At 73.9% G+C, this 21,591-nt stretch carries 16 protein-coding genes; 9 read left to right on the top strand and 7 right to left on the bottom strand.

The genetic code is table 11. From position 1 onward, the window contains the following. Positions 1 to 30 precede the first annotated feature (30 nt). A complete protein-coding gene (mmuM, locus tag IEY93_RS29430; RefSeq protein ID WP_189166398.1) occupies positions 31 to 927 on the bottom strand; it encodes a homocysteine S-methyltransferase in 897 nt (298 codons plus the stop codon). A gap of 383 nt (positions 928 to 1,310) precedes the next feature. Here mmuM and IEY93_RS29425 point away from each other — a divergent pair, with 383 nt between their 5' ends. The 5 genes from IEY93_RS29425 (at position 1,311) to IEY93_RS29405 (ending at position 6,872) form a co-directional block, all read left to right on the top strand. Then, a complete protein-coding gene (locus tag IEY93_RS29425; protein WP_203967841.1) occupies positions 1,311 to 4,538 on the top strand; it encodes a DEAD/DEAH box helicase in 3,228 nt (1,075 codons plus the stop codon). A 1-nt stretch (position 4,539) separates the two neighbouring features. Then, a complete protein-coding gene (locus tag IEY93_RS29420; RefSeq protein WP_189166397.1) occupies positions 4,540 to 5,400 on the top strand; it encodes an SWIM zinc finger family protein in 861 nt (286 codons plus the stop codon). A 94-nt stretch (positions 5,401 to 5,494) separates the two neighbouring features. Beyond that, complete coding sequence (locus IEY93_RS29415; protein ID WP_229691574.1) at positions 5,495 to 5,776, top strand: type II toxin-antitoxin system Phd/YefM family antitoxin; 282 nt, start codon at positions 5,495 to 5,497, stop codon at positions 5,774 to 5,776. Positions 5,777 to 5,780: 4 nt separating this feature from the next. Continuing rightward, positions 5,781 to 6,062 carry a type II toxin-antitoxin system RelE family toxin gene (locus IEY93_RS29410; RefSeq protein WP_189166396.1) on the top strand — a complete coding sequence of 94 codons (282 nt, stop codon included), beginning with the start codon at positions 5,781 to 5,783 and terminating at the stop codon, positions 6,060 to 6,062. A gap of 177 nt (positions 6,063 to 6,239) precedes the next feature. Beyond that, complete coding sequence (locus IEY93_RS29405) at positions 6,240 to 6,872, top strand: HAD family hydrolase (RefSeq protein ID WP_189166395.1); 633 nt, start codon at positions 6,240 to 6,242, stop codon at positions 6,870 to 6,872. A gap of 72 nt (positions 6,873 to 6,944) precedes the next feature. Here IEY93_RS29405 and IEY93_RS29400 read toward each other — a convergent pair whose 3' ends face one another. After that, on the bottom strand, positions 6,945 to 9,404 hold the full coding sequence (locus IEY93_RS29400) for a VIT domain-containing protein (protein WP_189166394.1): 2,460 nt from the start codon (positions 9,402 to 9,404) through the stop codon (positions 6,945 to 6,947). Then, a complete protein-coding gene (locus IEY93_RS38715; RefSeq protein ID WP_203967840.1) occupies positions 9,401 to 10,549 on the bottom strand; it encodes a MerR family transcriptional regulator in 1,149 nt (382 codons plus the stop codon). Before IEY93_RS38715 ends, IEY93_RS29400 begins: the two co-directional genes overlap by 4 nt. 113 nt (positions 10,550 to 10,662) lie before the next feature. On the opposite strand from IEY93_RS38715, the gene IEY93_RS29390 reads away from it, so the two are divergent. After that, on the top strand, positions 10,663 to 11,130 hold the full coding sequence (locus IEY93_RS29390) for a Dps family protein (protein WP_189166393.1): 468 nt from the start codon (positions 10,663 to 10,665) through the stop codon (positions 11,128 to 11,130). Positions 11,131 to 11,164: 34 nt separating this feature from the next. On the opposite strand, the gene IEY93_RS29385 is transcribed toward IEY93_RS29390, so the two are convergent. Together IEY93_RS29385 and IEY93_RS29380 are read right to left on the bottom strand one after the other, a co-directional pair. Continuing rightward, positions 11,165 to 14,278 (bottom strand): P-loop NTPase fold protein, encoded by a 3,114-nt coding sequence (locus tag IEY93_RS29385; RefSeq protein ID WP_189166392.1) that lies wholly within the window; start codon positions 14,276 to 14,278, stop codon positions 11,165 to 11,167. 193 nt (positions 14,279 to 14,471) lie between these two features. Beyond that, a complete protein-coding gene (locus tag IEY93_RS29380; RefSeq protein WP_189166391.1) occupies positions 14,472 to 15,383 on the bottom strand; it encodes a bifunctional helix-turn-helix transcriptional regulator/GNAT family N-acetyltransferase in 912 nt (303 codons plus the stop codon). 174 nt (positions 15,384 to 15,557) lie between these two features. Between IEY93_RS29380 and IEY93_RS29375 the strand changes: the two genes are divergently transcribed. Both IEY93_RS29375 and IEY93_RS29370 read left to right on the top strand, forming a co-directional pair. Then, positions 15,558 to 16,580, top strand: a complete 1,023-nt coding sequence (locus IEY93_RS29375; protein WP_189166390.1) for a lactonase family protein — start codon at positions 15,558 to 15,560, stop codon at positions 16,578 to 16,580. A gap of 166 nt (positions 16,581 to 16,746) precedes the next feature. After that, entirely contained in the window at positions 16,747 to 17,772 is a 1,026-nt protein-coding gene (locus IEY93_RS29370) for a 6-phosphofructokinase (RefSeq protein WP_189166389.1), read from the top strand. A 129-nt stretch (positions 17,773 to 17,901) separates the two neighbouring features. Here the strand turns inward: IEY93_RS29370 and IEY93_RS29365 are convergent, their stop codons facing one another. Further along, a complete protein-coding gene (locus IEY93_RS29365; RefSeq protein WP_189166388.1) occupies positions 17,902 to 18,777 on the bottom strand; it encodes an MHYT domain-containing protein in 876 nt (291 codons plus the stop codon). 308 nt (positions 18,778 to 19,085) lie between these two features. On the opposite strand from IEY93_RS29365, the gene thiI reads away from it, so the two are divergent. Beyond that, positions 19,086 to 20,312, top strand: a complete 1,227-nt coding sequence (thiI, locus tag IEY93_RS29360) for a tRNA uracil 4-sulfurtransferase ThiI (protein WP_189166387.1) — start codon at positions 19,086 to 19,088, stop codon at positions 20,310 to 20,312. Positions 20,313 to 20,357: 45 nt separating this feature from the next. On the opposite strand, the gene aroF is transcribed toward thiI, so the two are convergent. Continuing rightward, a complete protein-coding gene (aroF, locus tag IEY93_RS29355) occupies positions 20,358 to 21,395 on the bottom strand; it encodes a 3-deoxy-7-phosphoheptulonate synthase (protein ID WP_189166386.1) in 1,038 nt (345 codons plus the stop codon). Between the last annotated feature and the right edge of the window lie 196 nt (positions 21,396 to 21,591).

The raw sequence follows: 21,591 nt of genomic DNA, 5'->3' as shown, positions 1-21,591 counted from the left end.
GGTCCGGTGCTCGCCCCACCTGGGGAGACATCAGCCGATTTCGTGTCTGATGCGCCGGATGTGGTCGGGGGTGGTCCGGCAGCATCCGCCGATGAACGTCGCGCCGGCCGCTCGCCACTCCCGGGCGGCGGCGCCGAACTCGACCGGGTCGGAGATGCCCGTCCAGCGGCGGTTCCCGGCGTCCCAGTCCTCTCCCGAGTTGGGGTAGACGATGATCGGCATGCCGCTGATGTGCCCCATGAGGCTCTTGACGTTGCTCGGCGCCGTGCAGTTGACCCCCACGGCCACCACCTGGGGGTTGCCGGCGAACAGCGCCGCGCAGTCGGCGAGCGGGGTGCCGTCGCCGAGGTGGTCGCCGTCCCGGCACGAGAAGCTCACCCAGGCGTTCACGTTCGGCGTGTCCGCCAGCAGCCGGGCGATGGCCCGCGCCTCGGTGAAGGAGGGGATGGTCTCGCAGGCGAGCACCTCCGCGCCGCTCTCGGCGAGCGTCTCCCAGCGCGGGCGATGCCACTCGACCAGCGCGTCCTCGCCGAGGTCGTAGTCCCCGGTGTACTCGGCCCCGTTGGCCAGATAGGCGCCGTACGGCCCGACGCTCGCCGCGACCAGGCCGCCCCCGGCCTCGTCCCGCGCCTCGATGGCCAGCTCCACGGAGAGCTGGATCAGCGCCCGCGCCTCCGCGGGGGCCCGGCCGCGCCGCACGAACGCCGGGAAGCTGGCCTGGTAGCTCGCCGTCGTGGCCACATCGGCGCCCGCGGCGAAGTAGTCCAGGTGCGCTTGGCGGATGACGGCGGGATTCTCCAGCAGCAGCCGGGCCGACCACAGCTCATCGCGCAGGTCGCACCCCAGCGCCTCCAGATGCGTGGCCAGGCCGCCGTCCAGGATGACGACGTCGTTCTCAGCGGACGGGAAACTCACGCACAACACCATATGTCGCCGCACAACCGACATCACGCCCAGCGCCCCGTTCCGCGGCGCCGGGCGCCGGCCCTGAGGCGGGCGGGTGGCGACCTGCGGGAGGGCCGGGGGCGTCGAGTGTGCGAGCCGGCGACGCCGGGCCGGTAGCGTACGGAGCGGGAGAGCCGTCCCACGCCGCCGCGCCGATGCGGGCAGGCGTCGCGGCGCAGGCCGGCCGCATGGCGGTCGCCGAGGCGCTCGGCGGCAGAGCGGCCGGAAGCGGCCGGAGCCACCGGCGGGCAGGCGTGGTTCGTACCGGCGTGTAACGGTGCCGGTGGGACGGCCGATGGGCAGGCTGGTGCCGGCGCGCCCGGTCGTTGCGTGATCGGGTGACGCGGGCGGACGGGGGTGGTCGAGTGCTCGTGGTCCACGGGGCCTGGACCGGCCGCGACCTCGCGCTATGGGCCGAGGACACGCTGCCGGGCGATGAGGTGCGTCCTGCCGCGTCCACGAGCGGCGTCGCGGCGCCTCCCGCTCCGTCCACGAGTGACGGTCACCCGCGGCCGCGCCCGGACGGGAGTCCCGGCCGCCGGAGCGGGCCGCGCGCCCATCCCTTCGCCGCCTCCGCGCCGGTCCTCGCCGCCGCCCTCGGCCTGACGCCCGCCGGCCCCACCGGCCTCGCGGGCGGCGCGCCGATCGGGGCGGACGGGCGCCGGCCGCTCTCCGTGGTCACCGCCGGCACGCTCGACCTGTGGCTGCCGGGAACGGCGAGGGCCCCGATCCCCTCGCCCGAGTCCGGGCTGGCGAGCAGGGCCCGCACGCCCAAGATCTCTCCGTGGCGCGTTCCTGCGCTGTTCCTCACCCCGGCCCAGGCCCTGCGCCTGCTCGGCTCGCCCGCCGCGGAGGCGGGGGACGAGGGGCCCGAGTGGGGGGCCGGGGCCTCGACGCGCTACCTCGCCGTGGTCGCCGAGCACGCCCTGGCGCTCGTCCGGCGCGGCCGGGTGCTGCCCCAGCTCGTCCGGGAGCCGGGCGGGCCCGCCGCCCGCTGGCGTCCGGTGATCACCGGCGCCGACGCCTCGGCCTTCCGGGACCTCGCCGCCGCGATGCCGCCGGTCTGCCGGGCCGTCGCGGGGGAACGACCGGCGGGCGAGGTGCTGCGCCAGGCCCTGGACGCCCTCGCCGACGCCGCCACGCGGCGGTCGCTGCCCGAACGGCTGCTGCGCGGCAACCGGCCCGGCCCGGGCGGCGACGCGGCCGAGCGGTGGCTGTTCGCGCTCACCGCGCCGGACGCCGCGATCCCCGGCGTCTCCGGTCCCGAGGCGGACGCGCTGAGCGGCGTGCTGCGCGACTGGTTCGCCTCCGCTCAGCAGATGGACGGGCCGATCAGGCTCTGCTTCCGGCTCAGCGAGCCCCGGCCCGCGTCCGGCGACGCCGCCGAGGCCCTCCGGGAGCCGGCGGGGGCCGTCGGCGGCGGCGACCTGGACGCGGGCGGGGACGACGCGTGGGAGCTGGAGTTCGCCCTGCAGTCGGTGGACGACCCCAGCCTGTACGTGCCCGCCGCGGCGCTGTGGCAGGGGGAACGCGTGCCCGGCCTGCCCCGGCGGGCCGACGAGGTGCTGCTCGCCGGTCTGGGACGCGCCGTCCGGCTCTGCCCCGAACTGCACACCGCACTGCGCGAGCCGCGCCCCTCCGGCATGGTGGTGGACACCGCCTGGGCGTTCGGCTTCCTGCGGCGCTCGGCCCCGCTGCTGCAGGCCGCGGGGTACGGGGTCCGGCTCCCCGCCTGGGCGGGACGCAAGGCGCTCGGCCTGAAGCTGACCACGCGCACCCGCGCCGCCGCGCCCGCCCGCGCGGCGGCCGGCCAGGGGTTCGGCCTGGGGGAGCTGGTGGAGTTCAGGGTCGACCTGGCCGTCGGCGATCACGTGATCAGCGAGGAGGAGCTGGAGGAGCTGGCCCGGCTCAAGGTGCCGCTCGTCCGGGTGCGCGGCCAGTGGGTCGAGCTGGACGACCGCCAGCTCAAGGCGGCGCTCTCGGTGCTGGAGCGGCGCCGGGCCGGCGAGATGACCGTCGCCGAGGTGATCCAGGAGGTCGTGGACGGCGGGGACGAGGAGCTGCCGCTGATCGAGGTGGACGCCGACGGCCTGCTCGGCGATCTGCTGTCCGGCGAGGCCGAGCGGCGCCTGTCGGCCGTCGCCACGCCGGAGACGTTCAACGGCAGCCTGCGCCCGTACCAGGAACGCGGCCTGTCGTGGCTGAGCTTCCTGTCCGGTCTCGGGCTCGGCGGCATCCTCGCCGACGACATGGGGCTCGGCAAGACCGCCCAGACGCTGTCGCTGCTCCTGCAGGAGCGGGCCGCCGGCGACCCGGTCGCGCCGACGCTGCTGGTGTGCCCGATGTCGCTGGTGAGCAACTGGCACAAGGAGGCCGCGCGGTTCGCGCCCTCGCTGCGGGTCTACGTCCACCACGGCCCCACCCGCAAACGCGAGGACGAGCTGGCCGGGACGCTGCGGGACGCCGACCTGGTGATCACGACGTACGGCACGGCGCTGCGCGACGCGGCCGTCCTGGCCGGATCCACCTGGGGCCGGGTGGTCTGCGACGAGGCACAGGCGATCAAGAACAGTGCCGCCCGCCAGGCGCAGGCCGTGCGCTCCATCCCGGCGGCCACCCGGCTCGCGCTCACCGGCACCCCGGTGGAGAACCACCTGGCCGAACTGTGGTCGATCATGGAGTTCTGCAACCCCGGCCTGCTCGGCCCGGCGAAGCGGTTCCGCGAGCGCTACCAGGAGCCCATCGAGGCGCGCGGGGACGAGGACGCCGCCCGGGCGCTGCGGCGCGCGACCGGCCCCTTCGTCCTGCGGCGCCTGAAGACCGACAAGACGATCATCTCCGATCTGCCGGAGAAGCTGGAGATGAAGGTCTGGTGCACGCTGACACCCGAGCAGGCCAGCCTGTACCAGGCCGTCGTCACCGACATGCTCGCCAAGATCGACGACAGTGAGGGCATCGAGCGGCGCGGCAACGTCCTGGCCACGATGACCCGGCTCAAGCAGGTGTGCAACCACCCCGCCCACCTGCTCAAGGACGGCTCCCGGCTCGCCGGGCGCTCAGGGAAGCTCGCCCGCCTGGAGGAGCTGGCGCAGGAGGTCGTCGAGGAGGGCGACAAGGCCCTGGTGTTCACCCAGTACGCCGAGTTCGGCACGCTGCTCCAGCCCTACCTGGCCGCCCACCTCGACCGGCCCGTGCTGTGGCTGCACGGCGGCCTGCCGAAGAAGAAGCGGGACGAGCTGGTCGAACGCTTCCAGAACGACGAGGAGCCCATGGTGTTCCTGCTCTCGCTCAAGGCGGCGGGCACCGGCCTGAACCTCACCGCCGCCAACCACGTGATCCACGTGGACCGCTGGTGGAACCCCGCCGTGGAGGACCAGGCCACCGACCGCGCGTTCCGCATCGGCCAGACCAGGAACGTCCAGGTCAGGAAGTTCATCTGCGTGGGCACCCTGGAGGAGCGCATCGACGAGATGATCGAACGCAAGAAGGCACTCGCCGAGTCCGTCGTCGGCGCCGGTGAGGACTGGATCACCGACCTGTCCACCGAGCAGCTCCGCGAGCTGTTCCGCCTGGCCCCCGAGGCGGTGAGCTGACATGCCGGTGGGCAGGGACGGCTGGTTCGAGGCGGCCGCGCCGATCAGGGTCGAGGGCGGCATCCGGGCGCGCAGCAAGCGCGGCTCGATCGGGGAGCAGTGGTGGTCACGCCGGTTCGTCGACCTGCTGGAACGCGTCTGCGACTCCGGGCGGCTCGGCCGGGGCCGCTCCTACGCCAGGAAGGGCCAGGTGCTGCGCATCGACCTCGGCCCCGGCCTGGTCGGCGCGCAGGTGCAGGGGTCGCGGCCGGAGCCGTACCGGGTGACGATCCGCGTCCCGGCCTACGGAGAGACCGACTGGGCCGCGATCCAGGACGAGCTGGCCGGGCAGGCGCTCTACCGGGCGAAGCTGCTGGCGGGGGAGATGCCCGTCGAGATCGTCGAGGTCTTCGACCGGCTGGGGCTGCCCCTGTTCCCGTCCGAGGCCGCCGACCTGGACATGGAGTGCTCCTGCCCCGACTGGGGGTTCCCGTGCAAGCACCTGTCCGCCGTGCTCTACCTGCTGGGCGAGGCGTTCGACGAGGATCCGTTCCTGGTGCTCGCCTGGCGCGGGCGGGACAAGGAGCCCCTGCTGGACGCCCTGCGCGGCACGCCCGGCGACGAGGAGGAGCAGGTGGACCCGCTGCACGTGGACGACGTGCCGTTCGCCGAGCGGCTGGACGACTTCTACGCCCCCTCGGTGCCGCTCGGCCGCTTGCGTCCCCGGCCCGCCGCCACGGCCGCGCCCCCGGAGATCCTGCTGCGCGCCCTGGAGCCGCCCCCGGTCAAGGTCCGCCACATCCCGCTGCTCGACATCCTCCGGCCCGCCTACCGCACCCTCCCCGCCGCCGAGGACCCCACCCCGGGCCGCACGCCCCGTTGATGTTCGTCTGGGGGTCGGGGAGGGACGGGGTGTGCTGACCTGAGGTGGAGTGGGTGCTGCACAGGCCCTCATGTACATCTGCTACATTCGTGACATGAGTGATCCGGTGATTGCATCCATGGCCGATGTCCGCAGCCACCTCGCCGACGTCATCGATCGCGCTCGCCGGGAGGACACCCCGACGATCATCACGCGGCGTGGCAAGCAGGAAGCGGTCGTGATCGACATCCAGGAGTACCAGCGCCTGCGTGAGATCGCCGACAACGCCGAAGAGGCGTGGCTCAATCAACTGGCCGACGAAGCCGAATCCGAGGGAACGGAGGGGGCGGTCTCGCTCGAAGAGATGGCCGCCTTGCTGCGCGCCCATCAAGGCTGACCCCATGGGGTACGTCACGCGCTTCACGCCGCACGCTCAGCGGGACATGTTCAAGGTTCCGCGCCCTGACGCGCTGCACATCCTGTACCGCCTCGCCGAACTCCAGAAGGCGATGGACGCGGGAGACACCGCGTCGTTCGACATCAAGGCGCTCCAGGGACACAGTGCCCGCTGGCGGCTCAGGGTCGGCGACTACCGCGTCGTCTACACCGTGGAGGACGGCCAGTTGATCGTGTGGGTCTTGGCCGTCGGCAACCGTCGCGACATCTACCGCCGAGTTCCGTAGAGCCCGCAGTGCGGATCGGTGCCGAGCAGGGCTTCCGGGGAGAGAGCGCTCATCCGCTAGCCGCTCCTTCCGCTTGATCGCTAGGCTGCGGGGGCGGGCGCGGGCCGGGACCCCTGCCGGCTTCGCGGCTGCCGGTGCCGTTCCAGGTCGCTCGCTCCGGGGGGTGTCGTGGGGACGATGAGCATGGACGGGCCGGGGTTCTCCGGCTTCGACACGGTGGCCTTCGACGCCATGGGAGTGCTGTACCGCAGCGCCGACGACGTGGCGGACCTGCTCGTTCCGTACGCCCGCGGCAAGGGCAGCGACCTCGGCGACCGAGAGATCACCGAGCTGTACACCCGGTGCAGCGTCGGCGCCATCGGCACTGAGGAGTTGTGGGAGCGGCTGCGCACCCGCGGTGCGTCCGACGAGGAGTACTGCGGGCGCCACACCCTCACCGAGGGCACGCTGCCGCTGCTGGAACGGCTCGCCGGTGCGGGCGTGCGGCTGGCCTGCCTGAGCAACGATGTGAGCGTGTGGTCGGTGCTGCTGCGGCGCAGGTTCGGCCTCGACCGGTTCATCGGCACGTGGGTCATCAGCGGGGACATCGGGGTCCGCAAGCCCGATCCGCAGGCCTACGAGGCGCTGTGCGCCGCGGTGGACGCCTCGGCGCCCGGCCGGGTGGTCTTCGTGGACGACCGGCCGGCGAACGTGCGCGCCGCCGCGGCCGCCGGACTCACCGCCGTGCGCTTCGGCCCCGCGGGCTCCGATCCGCGGGCGGTCCCCGACATGGCCGGGTTGGGCGAGGCGCTGACCAGGTGGGCCTGGTAGCGCCGCCGCCCGCGGAGGGCCGCTGGAATACGGGCCGGCGATCGAGGCAGGTGCCCTCCGGCGCCGGGCCGGTCAGCCGCGCTTCCAGAAGGAGGTGCGGCGGCCCGGGGCCCGGGTCTGGCCCGCGGAGGCGCCCCCGCCGGTGGACGGCGCGTTCCCGGCGCCGGTGAGGGTGGTGAGCACCTGGACGGCGCGCCGCCACAGGGCGTCGAGGTCGGCGTCCGGGGTGGTCTCGCAGGCCATCAGGTCGCGGGCGAGCCCGCGCAGCTCGTTCTCGCCGCCCACGTAGGTGGCCAGGGCCGCCAGGCGGCTGCCCAGGTCGGCGAGGTAGCGCCGCCGCTCGGACGCCGGCAGGGCCTCCTCCTGCGCGCGCAGCCGGGCCAGTTCGCCGGCCAGTTGCGGGCGCACCAGGTCCAGCGAGTGCGGGACCGGCGGCGCGGGCGGCGCGACGGCCGGGCGCGCGAACATCCGGCCGCCCGGCGCGGCGAGGCGCTTGGCGAACGGCTCGCCCGCCACCGCCTCCGGGCCGCCCCCGAACGCCGGCGCGGCGCCCCCCTCGGCGGTCGCCCGGAACGCCATCGGCGCGGCGGCCGTGGTGAAGGCCGCCGGCGCGGCGGCCGCCATCGGGGCGGCCAGACCGGGCATCTCCCAGCCGCTCGGCGGCTCGACCGGCTGGAGCACCCGGTGCCGCGGCCCGCCCTCGGCGACGACCCGCGTGTCCACCGCGACGAACGCGGTGAACCGGCACAGCACCGTGTGCCGCAGCGAGGCGGCCACGATCTCCTGCTCCAGGGCGTGCTCGCCCACGGCGTAGCGGTCCTCCAGGCGGCGCAGGTGCGCCCGCGCCCAGATGGCCCGCGGGGCCTCGCCCCGCGCCGGGCGTCCCTCCAGCCGCCGCTCCCACGGGCGGCCGTCGCCGAGCAGGCCGTGCACGGTCAGCGTGCCGCGGCCGGCGCCCCGGTAGCGGCCGTAGACGGTCAGTGGCACCCCCGAGTAGAGCGAGCCGAGATGGGTCACACTGCCCGGCACCACCTCCAGCCCCTCTGCCTTCAGCGTCAGGCCGGTGACCAGCGGCGATCCGATGCGGCGGTGGATGTGCTCCATTGCCTCGTCCAGGCGGTCCTCCGACTCCACCAGTTCGCAGCGCCCGGCGCCGAGGCCGGCCAGCCTGCCGAGGAAGCCGGCGTTCACCGCCCGGTCGATGCCCACCGTGTGGACGCGTACGGCGGCCAGGCGCGCGCCGAGGCGTTCGAGGATCTGGTCCTCGTTGCCGACCTGCCCGTCGGTGACCAGCACCAGCACCCGCTCCCGCTCCGGGTCGTCCAGCAGGGCGAGCGCCTGCTCCATCGGCTGGAGCATCTCGGTGCCGCCGCGGGCCTCCAGCCGGGCCAGGTGCTCCACGGCGCGGTAGCGGTTGCGGTCGGTGGCCGGCACCAGGCCGGGGTCCAGCCGCTCGGGCCGCTCGACCACGCTGTCGAAGGACAGTACGGCGAAGCGGTCGGCGAAGGTGAGGGTGTCGACGATGCGGGCCGCGGCCCGGCGGGCGGCGACCATCTTCCAGCCGGTCATGCTGCCGGAGCGGTCGAGGAGCAGCGCCACGTCCCGGGGACGCCGCTGGACCTCCTCGTCGGCCGGCGGCACCACGGTCAGCACGAACGTGCCGTTCCCGTCGGCGTCCTCGCCGGCGGGCGCGGTGGTCTCCGCGTCCGCGCTCTCGCCGGCGGGCCGGTCGGGGACGAAGGCCAGCGCGCTGGAGGCGCCGAACGACAGGCGCAGGACGAAGTCGCGGTCCAGGCGCTCGCCCGGCTGGAGCCGGACCAGCCCCTCCTCTTCGGTGACGACGTGCAGGCTGGAGCGCATCTCGGTCAGGTCGAGCCCGGCCGGGTCGACCCGGGCGGTCAGCGCCAGTCGCACGGGGTTCGGGAAGCCGGGGAGCAGGACCGGCGGGGTGATCCGCGAGGCGTCCGGCACGGTGTCGGTGTCCGGCGCCACGCCGTCCCCGGCGCCGGCGCCGTCGAGCGGCGCGCCGGGGATGTAGCGCGGCGCGACCACGAGCGGGAAGCGGAAGGTCGCCGCGCCGTCCTCGTACGGCAGCGGCTGGCTCAGCGTGAGCCGTACCGTCACCCGCTCGCCGGGCAGGATGTTGCCGACGCGCATGGTGAACACGTCCGGCCGCTCCTCCTCGGCGATGGCGGCACGCTTGCCTTCGGCGATGGCCTGGTCGTAGTCCTGGCGGGCCTGGCCGCGTTCCTTGAGCACCCCCTCGACCACGCGGTCGTCGGCCTCCATGCGGAAGGCCGTCACCGCCGCGCGGTCGGGCAGCGGGAAGATGTACGTCGCCTCCAGCGGGACGTCGTGCGGGTTGCGAAAGCCCTGCGTGACCTCGACGCCGCCGGTCAGCGCGGTGATGTCCGCCTCGACCTCGACGTTCTCCAGCGGAAGGTTCCCCTTGCCGGTGTGCAGCGCGCCGAGACCGGCGTCGGGCGACGGCGTGTACTCGCCGGGCCGCAAGGACGTGATCTGCACGGTCATGAGTGCCACCTTTCGGGCGGGGACTGGTCGGAATGGGACGGGGTGAGCTCGCGGTCGCGCACCACGTGCAGCAGCGGCGCGGCGGCCTCGCGCAGCGCCTCGATGTCGGCGGGCGCCGGGAGCCGCCCATCCAGCAGCAGCGTGACCCCCGGCGCGAGACGCACGCCGTGGACCAGGTCGTCGCCGGGCAGGACCACGGGCGGGCCCGCGGCCCGGTGGCCCGGCGGGGAGGGGACGGCCCGCTCGGGGCCGAACGGGGGTGCCAGGAAGCCGGGCGGCGCCGCTTCCGCTCCCGGCTCGATGGGCGAGGGTGCGCCGGGTTCGACGGGGTGCTCCGGCTCTTCCTGCCGCGAGAGCGGGGGAGGGGCGGTGCGCGATGGGGCCGCGCCTGGACGGACGGCTCGCGCCTCCCGGCCCGCGACGGGCGCGTGTCCCGATGGCGCCGGGTGCTCCTGGTATGCCGTCTCCGCGGCCTGTGCCCCGTCCGTGTGGTGCGTCGTGCCCACGGCGTCCGCGAGGGCCGCGCCGTCGACGCGGCGGGCCGTGGCACCCGCGTCCGGGTGGCCGGCTCCGTCGGCCGGGCGAGCGGCGCCGGGCGGGGCGGGAGCGGGAGGGGCCGGATGGGCGGTCCAGAAGCGCGGGCGGGCCGCGGGTGTGCCGGGCGGCATGCCCGCGTTCTGTGCCGGCGGGTGCTCTCCGTTCCCGGAGCCGGACGCGACAGGCGCCGGCGCCCCGGGGGCGGCCGGGCCCGCGCCGGGTTCGGCAGGCGCTGCCGTGGGACCGGATGGGACGGCGGGTGCGGGGCTCGCGGGAGGTGGGGGCGGCGGGTCGGCGAGCCGGGCGATCCGTTCGAGCGTGGTGTCGGTCGCGCCCGCCAGTTCGGCCTGGATGGCCGCGATCGACCGTCCCTCGGCCTGGAGGCGCTTGATCGCGACGAGTTGCAGGAGATGACGCCGGCCGTACAGCGCCACCCGGCCGCGGCGGGTCATCGGCGGGTCGAGCAGGCCGATCGTCGTGTACCACCGGATGACCCGCTCATTGGGCACGTCCCTGACCCGGCCGTTGGGCCGCTGTGCCGTCGCCGGCGGCGGCAACTGCGCCGTCGCGTGCTCCGCCAGCTCGCCGATCGTCCAGGTGTCACTCATAGCCCCATGCTGACACTGCAATCATTACAGTGTCAATGTTTAGCGCCCAGGAGACCGGTTAGGGCGATAAGACCAGGAAGAAGCCATCGACCATCTCGAGGGGAAGATGTCTCATGGCTCAGATCACCAGCCCGCTCTCGGGCGACAACCAGAAGATCGCGGGCGACGCGCTTCAGGGCGCCCTCATCGACCTGCTCGATCTTTCGCTGGTCGGCAAGCAGGCCCACTGGAACCTGATCGGACGCAACTTCCGCTCGCTGCACCTGCAGCTGGACGAGATCGTGGCCCTCGCGCGCACCGGCGCGGACGCCGTGGCCGAGCGCGCGGTGGCACTGGGCGTCAATCCGGACGGACGTGCCGCCACGATCGCCCGGGACAGCCAGGTGGGCCATCTGGAGGCCGGATACATCGAGGACGGCAAGGTCGTGGCCGTGTTCACCGACATCCTCTGCGCGGCCGTCTCGCGCATGCGCGAGCGGATCGAGGCGACAGAAGAGGCCGACCCGGTGACCCAGGACCTGCTGATCGAGGTCACCGACGGTCTGGAGAAGCAGCACTGGATGATCCAGGCCCAGCGCTGACCCCGCGGCCCGGGGAGGGGCCGCCGGGCCCGGGTCAGAGGAGTTCGCACGCCAGGCGGGTGACCGGGGGATCGGCACGCAGCAGGGCGCGCAGGGGGTCCCAGCGGGCCGTCTCCGCGCCCGCCTCACCGATCAGACCGGCCTCGGCCAGCGCCGTAGCCCACGCCTGGGCGCCGGGGCGGCCGGCCGCCCGCTCCAGCAGACCGAGCACGGTCGCCTCCGCCCGCCCGCCGCGGCGGCCCGTGACGTCACCGGGCACGCGAGCCAGCAGCGACAGCAGGTGCGGCCAGCGGATGGTCAGCACCGCGAGCTTGGCGACCTGCTCGTCGGACGCCTTCGGCGCGCCGGCGAGGGCCCGCCGGTAGGTCACGAAGGAGTAGAACCGGAACACGTTCACATACCGCTTGAGCTCCCGGGGATTGCTCAGTGTGAGCGCGGGGAGCACCCGGACGATGGCCGCGTAGGCGTTCTCGTCACTGTAGAGATCGTCGTACACCCGGTCGGCGGCCAGGCGGGCCGCGGCCGACAGCCCGCCGAGGTCATCGGCGCCCGTAGCCACGCCGAGGGCCCGCTGCGCCTCGTGGGCCACGATGTCCAGGCGGTCGGCGGCCGGCTCCATGGCCCTGATGGCAGACTCCAGGCGGTCGACCACCTCGGGGGCCGGACGCTCCGGCGCCCGCGCCGCTCGGGGCGGCAGGTCACCGGCCGGGCGCGGCGCCGCGTCCGCCTCCGCGGGCGTCGCGGGGGACGCGCCGGCCGGCATCGCGTTCCGCCCCGGGGGCACCGCGGCCGGGACGCCCAGCAGGGCGCGCAGGTAGGCGGGGAGCCGCTCGTCGTCGTCCAGCACCGGCACGCTCAGCGGCAGCTGCACGATCTTCTCCAGGAACCGCCAGCCCAGCCCCGAGCGTTCCTCCGCCGGATCCGGCAGCGAGCGGGCCAGGTCCTGGTAGGCGGCCTCGACGTGCGCGGCCACCACCTCCGGCTCCATGGCCAGCACGAACACGCAGTTGGGGAACTCCCCGGCGAGGAACAGGTTGACCGCCTCGATGACCTGCGCGACCGTCCCCGGCGAGCACCGGTCGAGATCGTCCACGAACACCACCAGCGGGCGCTCCTCGGTGGCGACCATGCCGAGCACCCGGCGCATGTCGGTCTGCACCAGGTGCAGGAAACCCGTCCTGGACCGGTATCCGGGGCCGGCGGCGGCGACCAGGCCGGGCGCGTCGCCGAGCAGGTCGGGCTGGCGGACGAGCCGGGTGAACGCCGTGTCGGCCGACTCGCGCAGGAACCGCGCCAGCCGCAGGCACGCGGCGGCCAGCACGAGCAGCGAGCCGCCCGATCCGACGGCCGCCGCGGTGCCGCGCAGCAGCGCGCCGGCGGCGGGCACCAGGGCCGAGGCCGCCAGCGAGGCCGAGGTGACCAGCAGGGTCGCGCAGAACGCCAGCGCGACCGGCAGCAGCCGGGTGGCGGCCATCCGGTAGGCGCGGCGGCGCACCTCCTCGCGGTCGATCCGCGAAAGGTTGAGCGCCAGCCAGAAGCGCTCCCGCTCACCGCGCGGCAGCCGTCCGGTGACCTGGCTGATGATCTCGTGGGCCAGTCCCGCCCACACCTGCTCGCCGCTCTGGTACATCCAGGGGTTGAACCAGACCGTGGGCCGCCAGTCGGCGTGCCGCAGCGGCAGCTCGCCCGGCACCGCGTACTCCGCGCCGCCGGCCTCCGCCTTCCTGGCGCGGGACAGCACCTCGCCGTTGGTCACCCGCCCCCGGACCGCACCGGCACCGGACGCGGACGCACCCCGGGCATGGCGACCGGCGAGCCGTTCGCGCAGGGACGGACGGCCGGCGGGCGCGGCTGCGGCGAGATGGATCTCGGCGGGCCGGTCCTCGGCGGCGCCCGGATCGAGCAGGTCCTGCACCATGCGCATCAACGACGTCTTGCCCGCCCCCCACGGCCCCTTGACGCCGATCGTCAGCGGCGGCCGGGTCTCCGGGTGGCGGACGAACGCGGCGATGGCCTCGGCGTGGACCCGGTGCCCGAGACGGTCCTTCAGGGTCCACCGGTCCCCGGTGAGCCGGGCCCGGGGACGGACGGCGCGACGACCGGCCCGCCAGCGGCGCAGCACGCCGGAGACCCGGGCCTGCTCCCGGCGGTCCAGCCGGGCCGACAGCGCCGCGCGCACGGCGGGTACGGCGACCGGGGCGCCCTCCCCGAGCAGCCCCCACGACGCCAGCTCCGCCAGTGCCGCCTGCGCCGGGCCGCCCTCCATGAGCAGCGCGGCGGTCTCATCGGTGAGCGGCTCGTCCTCGGCCAGCAGGCTGGTGCGGCGCAGCAGCCGCCGGGCGTCCTCGTCCAGGTGGACGTCGTGGACGCGCGCGGCCAGGTCGCCGGCCGAGCAGGGCGCGACCGTGTCACCGGCGTCGGCCAGCCGGGCCAGCGCCGCGGCGAAGGCGGGGCCGAGGGCCTGACCCGGACCGCGGGCGCAGGCCACGGCGATCGACTCGCCCTCGCCGTAGGTGAGCAGGTAGGGCCGCCGGTCGGCGCCGAGGCCGGCGCAGCGCTCGTCGGCGTACCGGTAGAGGTCGGCGACCGAGATGGTGCCGTCCCGGTCGAGGTCGGCCTCCCCGGACAGGATGCCGTCGGCCAGCATGGCGGTGAGCGAGACGGCCCGGTCCGGCCGCTTCCCGGGAAGGGCGGCGCTGGTGGTGAGCGCGGCGGCCGCGGCGACCGGCTCGCCTCGCACCCGCAGATGGGTGAGCGTCTCGTCCGGGCGGCCGGGGCCGGCGCTCACCAGCCAGCCGAAGTCGACGATCAAGAGCAGGGCGGCCCCGTCGGACCGTTCGACCCGGCGGGCGAAGTCGGTCATCAGCGCGCCGAAGTCTCCCGGCCCCCGCCCCGAGTCGGACGACCAGCGGACCAGCAGCAGGTCGCCCGGCTCGACGCCGTCCAGGAACGCCCCCACCCGGGAGTGGTCCCCCGCGTCGGACTCCACGGTCCGCACCGCGTACCCCTCGGTGGTCAGGGCGTGGGCGAGCCGGCGGCCGGCCGCGCCGCCGGAGGCCTTCCCCGCGCCCGCGCCGTCGAGGAACACCAGGGCCTTGCGGTTCCTGATCGCCGGAGCGGGCGGCGCGGAAAGGGTCATCGTGGTCATCGGCGGGCTCCCAGTGCCGGGCGGCGGGCGGGCGGGAGCGCCGGCCCGTGCGACGGGGCGCGGGCACGATGCTCCCGCGGGCCCGGCCGACCCTAGGCCGGACGCGCACGCCCCGGCCGCCCCTTTGCCGGAAGTTTCCGCCGCCCCGAACGAGGGAGGAGCCGGGGCGGGAGCGCCGGAGGGCGGTGCGGGATCAGAGCGGGCGTGACCAGTACTGTTCGACGAGGTCGCGGCCGTACGCCTTCATCGGGTGCTGCTCGTCGAGCGTGAAACCCGCCCGCTGGTAGAGCCGGCGGGCCTCGGCGAGCTCGTCCACGGTCATGAGCACGATGCGCTCGTAGCCCACCCGCTTGGCGAAGGCCAGGCACTCCTCGATCAGCCGTCCGCCGATGCCCATGCCGCGGGCGGACGGCTCGACCAGCAGCAGGCGCAACTGCGCCGTACGGTCGTCCCGCTTCACGCAGAGGATGGACCCGGCGGGCTCGCCGTCGACCTCGGCGATCCAGCCGGCCTCCCGCTTCGGGTCGTGGTCTTCGGCGTAGTCGGCGACGATGCGCGCGGCCAGCCCCTCGAAGTTCTCGTCCCAGCCGCGCTCCTCGGTGTACAGGGTGGCGTGGCGGTGGACCACCCAGCCGAGGTCGCCCGCACGCGGCGGCCGGATGACGTACCCACGGGGAGCGGGGGCGTCGCCCAGGATGCGCTGGATGGCGGTCATGGCGGCGATCAGGCGCCGCCGGTCCTCCCCGCTCAGCGGGACCAGCTGGTCCCGCACGGCGGCCGAGGACGCGTCGTCGAGCTCCCGCTGCACCTGCCTGCCCCGCTCGGCGAGGCGCAGGACCTGCCGGCGGGCGTCGGCGGGGGAGCGTTCTTTGGTGAGCAGGCCGTCGGCCTCGAACCGGGCCAGCATGCGGCTGAGGTACCCGGCGTCCAGGTCCAGCATCCGGCGCAGCTCGCCGGTCTCCATCTCGCCGGTCTGCCGCAGTTCGTAGAGCACCCTCCCCTCGGTGAGGGAGTACGAGGTGTCGTACATGCCGGCGCCGACCACACCGATGACGCGGGTGTAGAAGCGGTTGAACGCACGTACCTGGGAGACGAGCTCGTCCATACCGTTGCTCCGATCAAGGGAATCGTTGCCTCAGTCAAGCATGCTGCGGGCCGGAGATCCAGCCCTTCGGCCGAGGCGGGCCGTGGACCGGGCGATCCGGATCGCGCGCCGGCTGGTCAGGAGGGACGGTGTCGCATGATCAAGGAACCCGGGGTTGGCGGTATCGTCGATCACATGACATCGGGGCGTGAGCTGCTCTACATCGGCGGATACACGCCGGACACCGGCGGGACGGGCCCCGGGCTGACCGTGGTCCGGCGAGGGGCGGACGACACGCTCGAGGTCGTGGCCGAGACCCCCGCCTCCGGTCCGTCGTTCCTGGCACTGCACCCCCGGCTCCCCGTGCTGTACGCGGCCCTGGAGCGCGAGGAGGGCGGCGTGGCCGCCTACTCCGCCGACCCGGAGGGCCCCGTCCTGCTCGCCGACGGCGCCAGCGGCGGGTCCTACCCCTGTCATCTCGCCGTGGACCCGGCCGGCGCCTGGCTCGCGGTGACCAACTACGGTGACGGCACGCTGGCGCTGTACCGGCTCGGCGACACCGGGCTGCTCACGGGGCGGCCGGTGCCGTTCCACCACGAGGGCCACGGCCCCGACCCCGCACGCCAGGCCGAGCCGCACGCCCACCAGGCGGTCTTCGGCCCCGATGGCGTCCTGTACGTCACCGATCTCGGCACCGACGAGGTCCGCCGCTACGTGCTCGGCGCCGCCGGCCCCGCGCCGCACCCGGAGGGGCCGGTGCGGCTGAAGCCCGGCAGCGGGCCGCGCCACATGGTCCACCTCGGCGGCCGGTGGTTCGTCGGCTGCGAGCTGGACGGCACCGTCGCGGTCTACGACGAGGAGTGGCGCGAGCTCGCCCGCACCCCCGCCAGTCATCGCACCGGCGTGCCCAACCAGGTCTCGCACGTCCAGGCGTCCGGCGACGGCCGCCACCTCTACGTCGCCAACCGCGGGCCGGACACCATCGGCGTGTTCGCCGTCGGCCCGGCCGGCGGCGGAGATCCGCTCACCCAGGTGGCGGAGGTCGGCTCGGGCGGCCTGTGGCCCCGGCACTTCGCCCTGGCCGGCGAGCGGATGTACGTCGCCAACCAGCGCTCCGACGACGTCGCGGCCTTCGTCCTGCGCGAGGGCGTCCCGGTCCCCACCGGGGAGAGCCTGGCCATCGGCAGCCCTTCGTGCGTACTCGCCCTGCCGATCTGACGCCGGGGATAGGGTGGTGATGCCCGCTCACCGTTTGGTCTAGACCAATGTTGGCGACTGCGGCAAAATCTCCATGGCGCAGGCCGCACCGTGTCCGTGAATCGCCCGGAGCGGCCCCGTGTCTCACCGGTAATCTGAATGCGTACCCCATCGGGAGGAACCCGTCATGCGTATCGGAGTGCTCACAGGAGGCGGCGACTGCCCCGGACTCAACGCGGTCATCCGCGCGGTGGTCCGCAAGGGCGTCGGCGTCTACGGCCACGAGTTCGTGGGGTTCCGTGACGGCTGGCGCGGCCCGCTCGAAGGCGACACCATGCCGCTGGACGTCCAGGCGGTGCGCGGCATCCTTCCCCGGGGCGGCACGATCCTCGGCTCGTCCCGCACCAACCCGATCAAGATCGACGGTGGTGTCGACCGCATCAAGGCCAACCTCGCCGAGCAGGGCGTCGACGCGCTGATCGCGATCGGCGGCGAGGACACCCTGGGCGTGGCCAAGCAGCTGTACGACCGCGACGTCAAGGTCATCGGTGTGCCCAAGACCATCGACAACGACCTGAACGCCACCGACTACACCTTCGGCTTCGACACGGCCGTGAACATCGCGGTCGAGGCGATCGACCGGCTGCACACCACGGCCGAGTCGCACCACCGCGCGCTGATCTGCGAGGTCATGGGCCGTCACGCCGGCTGGATCGCCCTGCACGCCGGCATGGCGGGCGGCGCGAACGTCATCCTCATCCCCGAGAAGCCGTTCGACATCGACAAGGTCTGCGAGTACGTCGAGAGCCGCTTCCAGACCCGCTACTCGCCGATCATCGTGGTCGCCGAGGGCGCGCACCCGATCGAGGGCCAGATGGCCCTGCAGGCCGGCGAGCTGGACGCCTTCGGCCACGTCCGCCTCGGCGGCATCGGCGAGTTCCTCGCCAAGGAGATCGAGAAGCGCACCGGCAAGGAGGCCCGCACCACGGTCCTCGGCCACGTCCAGCGCGGCGGCACCCCGACCGCCTACGACCGCGTGCTCGCCACCCGGTTCGGCCTGCAGGCCATCGACGCCGCCCACGAGGGCGACTTCGGGAAGATGGTCGCGCTGCAGGGCACCGACATCATCCGGGTCGGCCTGGACGCCGCGACCGCCGAGCTGAAGACCGTGCCGGCGTCCCGCTACGAGGAGGCCGAGGTCTTCTTCGGCTGATCCTCCCGCCGCACCGTGGGCCCGCGTCCGGGACGCCGGCCCGCCGGGTGGCACCCGCGTGAGCATCCGCCGCCCCTGGCCGTCACGGCCGGGGGCGGTTCGCTTCGTCCCCCCGCCGCGTGCCGCCTCTCAGGGTTCCCGCCGGTCGGGCCGCTGGAACAGCGACCCGGCGCCCGGCGGCGGTGACGGGGCCGAGGGCGCGGCCGCCGGGGCGGCGCCGGCCTGCGCGCGTCGCTCCTCGATCTGGCCGAGCAGCCGGGTCTCGCTCTCCAGCTCCTCCCGGGACGGTGACAGCGTCACCACCAGCAGCAGCACCAGCGTGATCAGGCTGATCCCGATGAGGAGCGGCAGCAGGAAACTCATGGCGGTCGCGCCGGCCAGCGCCTCGGCGGCCTTGGAGCGATCCAGGGTGACGCTGAGCGAGAACATACCGGTGTAGTGCATGCCGGTGACCGCGACCCCCATGATGAGCGCGGCGCCCGTGGTCGCGAGCAGCCCCTCCACCCGCAGGCTGAACCACAGGGCGACGGTCGAGGCCACCACCGCGATCACCACCGACGCCGCGACCGGCAGCGGGTCGTAGTGCTTGACGGCGGCCATGTGCATGGCGGCCATGCCGAGGTAATGCATGGCGGCGACGCCGAGCCCGGTGACCAGCCCCGCGCCGAGCAGCGCGGGCAGGCGTTCGCCGGACCGCGAGACCATGGCCAGGCCGACGCCGACGATGACGACGGCCACCAGGGCGGACACGATGGTGAGCGGCACGTCGTAGGTGATCGCCGTGCCGGGGACGCGGAATCCCGTCATGGCGACGAAGTGCATCACCCAGATGCCGGTGCCGCCGAGCGCGAGCGCGGCGCCCGCCAGCCACCTGAGGCGGGCGCCGCCCTGCGTCCCGCGTGCCCGGCTGGCCAGCAGCAGACTGAGGAACGATCCAATGGCCGACATCACATAGGCGGCCAGCGGAGTGAATATTCCTTGCGCGAAGTGGTCAATATGCGACACTAGGTTTCCTTGGGCAATAAAGATGATCTACAGCATGAAAAACTGATGTTCTGGACAGTGAGCATGGGCGGAGAAGGATTTTCGGTCAAGCTGAGTCCTCGGTTTGTTATCGCCGAAAAGAGGGATCCGGGTCCCCGCCATGATCCGCCGAACGACCGTCCCGCCGGTCCGCGTGCCCACCGCCGATGTCGCCGGGCGGGCTCGGCGGCCCTCGATCCGGGATAAATTGAAGGGTGCCCAGCGCGGGAGGACCTTCCGCCGGCACGTGTCCCCACCCCGACCCCACCATCCCCGCCGGAGGCAGCCCCATGTCCGTCGTGCCCCCGTCAGCGCTGGGCGAGCCCTGCGTACTGCTCAAGCTGGGCGAGGTCGTCCTCAAGGGCAGGAACCGCGAGCTGTTCGAGCGGCGGTTGCAGAACAACATCAGGGCCGCGCTGAAGGACATCGGCATCCGGGTCGACGTGCGGCAGCGCCATGGCGTCATCGCGATTCTGCTCCCCGAGGGCACCACCGTCGAGACCGCCGACGCGGTCGCCCACCGTCTCACCGATGTGATCGGCCTGGTGTGGGTGCACCGCGCCTGGCGGGTGGCCAAGGACCCCGACGCCGTCACCGCCGCCGCGCTCGAGCTCGTCGCCGGCCGCCCCGAGGTCGAGCGCCGCGCCACCTTCGCCGTGCGCTCCCGCCGCCGCGACAAGCGCTTCCCGTTGCGCTCCAACGAGCTCGACCGGCTGGTCGGCGGTGAGATCAACGACAAGTACGACCTGCCGGTGCGGCTGAAGAACCCCGAGCTCACCGTGTACATCGAGGTCGACAGGGACGAGGTGTTCGTCTTCACCGACGGCCTGCCCGGCCAGGGCGGCCTGCCGGTCGGCACCAGCGGGCGCGGCCTGGTGCTGATGTCCGGCGGCATCGACTCCCCGGTGGCCGCCTACCGCATGATGCGGCGCGGCCTGCAGGTCGACTTCCTGCACTTCTCCGGCATCCCCTTCACCACCTCAGAGTCGATCTACAAGGCGTACGCCCTGGTGCGGGCGCTGAGCAGGTTCCAGGGCAAGGGGCGGCTGTTCGTGGTGCCGTTCGGCAAGGCGCAGCAGTCGCTCAAGGCGTCCGGCGCCGACCGGCTGCAGGTCGTGGCGCAGCGCCGCCTGATGCTGAAGACCGCCGAGGAGGTCGCCCACCGGCTGCACCGCGGCGTGCTGGTCACCGGCGACTCGCTGGGCCAGGTGTCCTCCCAGACCCTGCAGAACATCACCGCGCTGGACGACGCCGTCGACATGCCGATCCTGCGTCCGCTCATCGGCATGGACAAGACCGAGATCATGTCCGAGGCCCGGCGCATCGGCACGCTGCAGATCTCCGAGCTGCCGGACGAGGACTGCTGCACGCTGCTGACCCCGCGCCGCGCCGAGACCGCCGCCAAGATCGCCGACCTGCGCCAGATCGAGAAGCGCCTGGACGCCGAGGAGCTCGCCGTCCAGCTCGCCGGCTCCATCCAGGAGTACAAACTGGACGGCGCTCCCGTTCCCGCCTGACCCGTGGCCGGCCGCTCGTGCGGCCGGCCACGGAGGCTTTTCTCGCTAGGCCACCGGGGTGAGCCCGGTGGCGAGCGTGCGGCCCATCAGCGGAGGCAGCTCGCGGACGATGCGGCCGAGCTCGTCCAGATCGCCGTCGACCAGCGCCTGCGGGCCGTCGCACAGCGCCTGCTCGGGGGTGGGGTGCACATCGATGATCACGCCGTCGGCGCCCACCGCGATCGCCGCGCGGGTCAGCGGCAGCACCAGGTCGCGGCGGCCGCCCGAGTGCGAGGGGTCCACGATGACCGGCAGGTGCGCCAGCCGCTGGACCACCGGCACCGCCGAGATGTCCAGCGTGTTGCGGGTGGCCGTCTCGAAGGTGCGGATGCCGCGCTCGCACAGCACGATCTCCAGGTTGCCGCGCTGGGCGATGTACTCCGCGGCCATCAGCCACTCCTCGATGGTGGCGCTCATGCCGCGCTTGAGCATGACCGGCTTGCCGACCGACCCCACGGCCTGCAGCAGGCCGAAGTTCTGCGCGTTGCGGGTGCCGACCTGGAGCATGTCGGCGTAGGAGGCCACCAACTCGACATCGTGCGCGTCCACGACCTCGGTCACGATCGGCAGGCCGGTCTCGGCGCGCACGTCGGCCAGGATGCGCAGGCCCGCCTCGCCCAGCCCCTGGAAGGCGTAGGGGGAGGTGCGGGGCTTGTACGCGCCGCCGCGCAGCAGCGTCGCCCCCGCGGCCTGGGCCATCCGTGCGGCGGCGAGCGTCTGGTCCGGGGTCTCCACCGCGCACGGCCCGGCGATCAGGGTGATGGTGCCCGGGCCGATCGGCACGTTCCCGACGCGCACGGTCGAGCGTTCGGGATGGTGGTCCCTGCTCACGAGCTTGTAGGGCGTCGACACGCGCATGACCTCCGCCACACCGCTCATGCCGCCCAGGTTCAGGTTCATGAACCGGGCGATGTCCCCGACGAGGCCGATGATCGTCCGGTTGACGCCACGGCTGACGAACGCGTCGCCGCCGGCCCTGCTCACCAGGCCGACGATCGCCTCGATGTCCTGCTGCGTGGCCTCCGGGGCCATGACGATGACCATGTGGTGCCTTTCTGCTCCGACCGCGTCGGCGGTCGTCTGGGTTGGCCGGGAACGACAAAGGCCCCGGGTCCGTCCTGGACCCGGGGCCTTCGCCGATGTTTGCCGGTCAGCGCAGCGTCTGACGGCGAACGGACAGCTCCACGGGTCCGTCGCCATACCAAAACTCAAACGCGGTACGCATCGCCGTCAGCATAGC

Origin of the sequence: Sphaerisporangium melleum, from assembly GCF_014646695.1 — a bacterium.
Taxonomy (GTDB): Bacteria; Actinomycetota; Actinomycetes; order Streptosporangiales; family Streptosporangiaceae; genus Sphaerisporangium; species Sphaerisporangium melleum.
Note: the sequence above shows the minus strand (reverse complement) of the source record. Positions and strands in the feature narration are given on the sequence as shown.

Coding starts and splice junctions, on each gene's coding strand:
- thiI (WP_189166387.1), top strand. CDS start 19,086: ATGTCCGTCGTGCCCCCGTCAGCGCTGGGCGAGCCCTGCGTACTGCTC.
- IEY93_RS29390 (WP_189166393.1), top strand. CDS start 10,663: ATGGCTCAGATCACCAGCCCGCTCTCGGGCGACAACCAGAAGATCGCG.
- mmuM (WP_189166398.1), bottom strand. CDS start 927: ATGGTGTTGTGCGTGAGTTTCCCGTCCGCTGAGAACGACGTCGTCATC.
- IEY93_RS29410 (WP_189166396.1), top strand. CDS start 5,781: ATGGGGTACGTCACGCGCTTCACGCCGCACGCTCAGCGGGACATGTTC.
- IEY93_RS29380 (WP_189166391.1), bottom strand. CDS start 15,383: ATGGACGAGCTCGTCTCCCAGGTACGTGCGTTCAACCGCTTCTACACC.
- IEY93_RS29370 (WP_189166389.1), top strand. CDS start 16,747: ATGCGTATCGGAGTGCTCACAGGAGGCGGCGACTGCCCCGGACTCAAC.
- IEY93_RS29375 (WP_189166390.1), top strand. CDS start 15,558: ATGACATCGGGGCGTGAGCTGCTCTACATCGGCGGATACACGCCGGAC.
- IEY93_RS29405 (WP_189166395.1), top strand. CDS start 6,240: ATGAGCATGGACGGGCCGGGGTTCTCCGGCTTCGACACGGTGGCCTTC.
- IEY93_RS29415 (WP_229691574.1), top strand. CDS start 5,495: ATGAGTGATCCGGTGATTGCATCCATGGCCGATGTCCGCAGCCACCTC.
- IEY93_RS38715 (WP_203967840.1), bottom strand. CDS start 10,549: ATGAGTGACACCTGGACGATCGGCGAGCTGGCGGAGCACGCGACGGCG.
- IEY93_RS29385 (WP_189166392.1), bottom strand. CDS start 14,278: ATGACCACGATGACCCTTTCCGCGCCGCCCGCTCCGGCGATCAGGAAC.
- IEY93_RS29420 (WP_189166397.1), top strand. CDS start 4,540: ATGCCGGTGGGCAGGGACGGCTGGTTCGAGGCGGCCGCGCCGATCAGG.
- IEY93_RS29400 (WP_189166394.1), bottom strand. CDS start 9,404: ATGACCGTGCAGATCACGTCCTTGCGGCCCGGCGAGTACACGCCGTCG.
- aroF (WP_189166386.1), bottom strand. CDS start 21,395: ATGGTCATCGTCATGGCCCCGGAGGCCACGCAGCAGGACATCGAGGCG.